The sequence below is a fragment of the Erwinia sp. genome, from assembly GCF_031978025.1.
GTDB lineage: Bacteria > Pseudomonadota > Gammaproteobacteria > Enterobacterales > Enterobacteriaceae > Erwinia.
In genome coordinates this window covers 4986-6807 of record NZ_DALZCD010000238.1, presented here as the reverse complement: position 1 = coordinate 6807, position 1822 = coordinate 4986, and the positions used below count along the sequence as shown (strand labels likewise).

Annotated in this window: 1 protein-coding gene; it reads right to left on the bottom strand. The window is 52.3% G+C overall.

Annotated features, from left to right (window positions below; genetic code table 11):
• Positions 1-244 precede the first annotated feature (244 nt).
• A partial coding sequence (gene asnB, locus RTK32_RS16850; protein WP_312045990.1) for an asparagine synthase B occupies positions 245-1822 on the bottom strand: 1578 nt, incomplete at its 5' end.

Below are 1822 nucleotides of genomic sequence, written 5' to 3'. Positions count from 1 at the left end.
ATGAGTGCTGTGCTCTAACCAGCTGAGCTAAGGAGCCATCTTTTTTCGCGTTACCTTCAACGGCGTTGCGGGGCGCATTATGCTAAGTTGGCCCGAAAGCGTCAACAAGTTTTTTCCCGTTTTTTTGCTGAAATGATTCATTTGTCTGGCTTATAACCAGTATGGCGACTAATTCAGCAAGGTCAGTCTTTTTTTAAACAATGACGAGCCGCTGGCGGCCCGTTTTATGAATAAAAGCTGCTGGTTATTGATAGGCAGACTGGTGAACGCCCACCGCACGACCGGAAGGATCGTCCATTGTTTTAAACGCTTCGTCCCATTCAATGGCCTTGGCAGAAGAACAGGCAACGGAGGGGCCGCCCGGCACGCATTCGGCCGCGCTGGGTAATGGGAACAGCTCTTCAAAAATTTCCCGATACAGATAGCCTTCTTTCGACGTCGGCGTGTTGTACGGGAAGCGAAAATGCGCCGTTTGCAGCTGCTGGTCACTGATTTGTTTCGCTGCGACGGCTTTTAACGTATCAATCCAGCTATAGCCCACGCCGTCAGAGAACTGCTCTTTTTGACGCCACGCCACGCTTTCCGGCAGATAAGAAGAGAAGCATTCACGCAGGATGTGCTTTTCCATTTTACCGTTGGTGCCGCACATTTTATCCGCCGGGTTGATGCGCATTGCCACGTCGAGGAATTTCTTGTCCAAAAACGGCACGCGCGCTTCCACGCCCCAGGCAGACATTGCTTTATTGGCACGGGCACAATCGAACATATGCAGTGCCAGCAGCTTGCGAACGTTTTCTTCGTGAAACTCTTTAGCGTTCGGCGCCTTATGGAAATAAAGGTAGCCACCAAAGACCTCGTCAGCACCTTCGCCAGACAGCACCATCTTGATGCCCATTGCTTTGATTTTGCGGGACATCAGATACATTGGCGTGGAGGCGCGGATGGTGGTCACATCATAGGTTTCGATGTGATAAATCACGTCGCGGATCGCATCCAGCCCTTCCTGCACGGTAAAGTGAATTTCATGGTGCACCGTGCCCAGATGCTCGGCAACGGATTTCGCTGCTTTCAGATCCGGCGAGCCTTCCAGGCCTACCGCGAAAGAGTGCAGCTGGGGCCACCACGCTTCGCTCTTATCCTGATCTTCAATACGCTTGGCCGCGAATTTTTTGGTCACGGCAGAAATAATAGATGAGTCCAGGCCACCCGAAAGCAGCACGCCGTAAGGAACGTCGGACATCAGATGGCTTTTTACCGCCTCTTCCAGCGCTTCTTTCAGCGCCGCCGGATCGGTTTTGTTGTGCTCTACGGCCTCGTAGCTGAACCAGTCGCGCTGCCAGTAGCGGCGGATCTCGCCGTCGGTGCTGGAGAGATAGCTTCCCGGCGGAAATTCTTTAATTGATTTACAGACCGGCACCAGCGCTTTCATTTCTGAAGCCACAAACAGGTTACCGTGTTCATCGTTACCCATATAAAGCGGAATGATTCCGATATGGTCGCGGCCGATCAGCCAGGTGTTTTTAACGCTGTCATAAAGAATAAAGGCGAACATGCCCTGCAGATCGTCCAGGAAATCAACACCTTTTTCCTGATAAAGCGCAAGAATAACTTCACAATCCGATTCGGTCTGGAACGCATAGCGATCGCTCAGTTCTGCACGCAGCGCCTGATGGTTATAGATTTCACCGTTTACCGCCAGCACGTGGGTATGGTCGGCGTTGTAGAGAGGCTGAGCGCCGTTGTTGACGTCGACAATAGAAAGACGCTCATGAGCCAGGATCGCGTTGTCACCTGCATAAACGCCTGACCAGTCCGGGCCGCG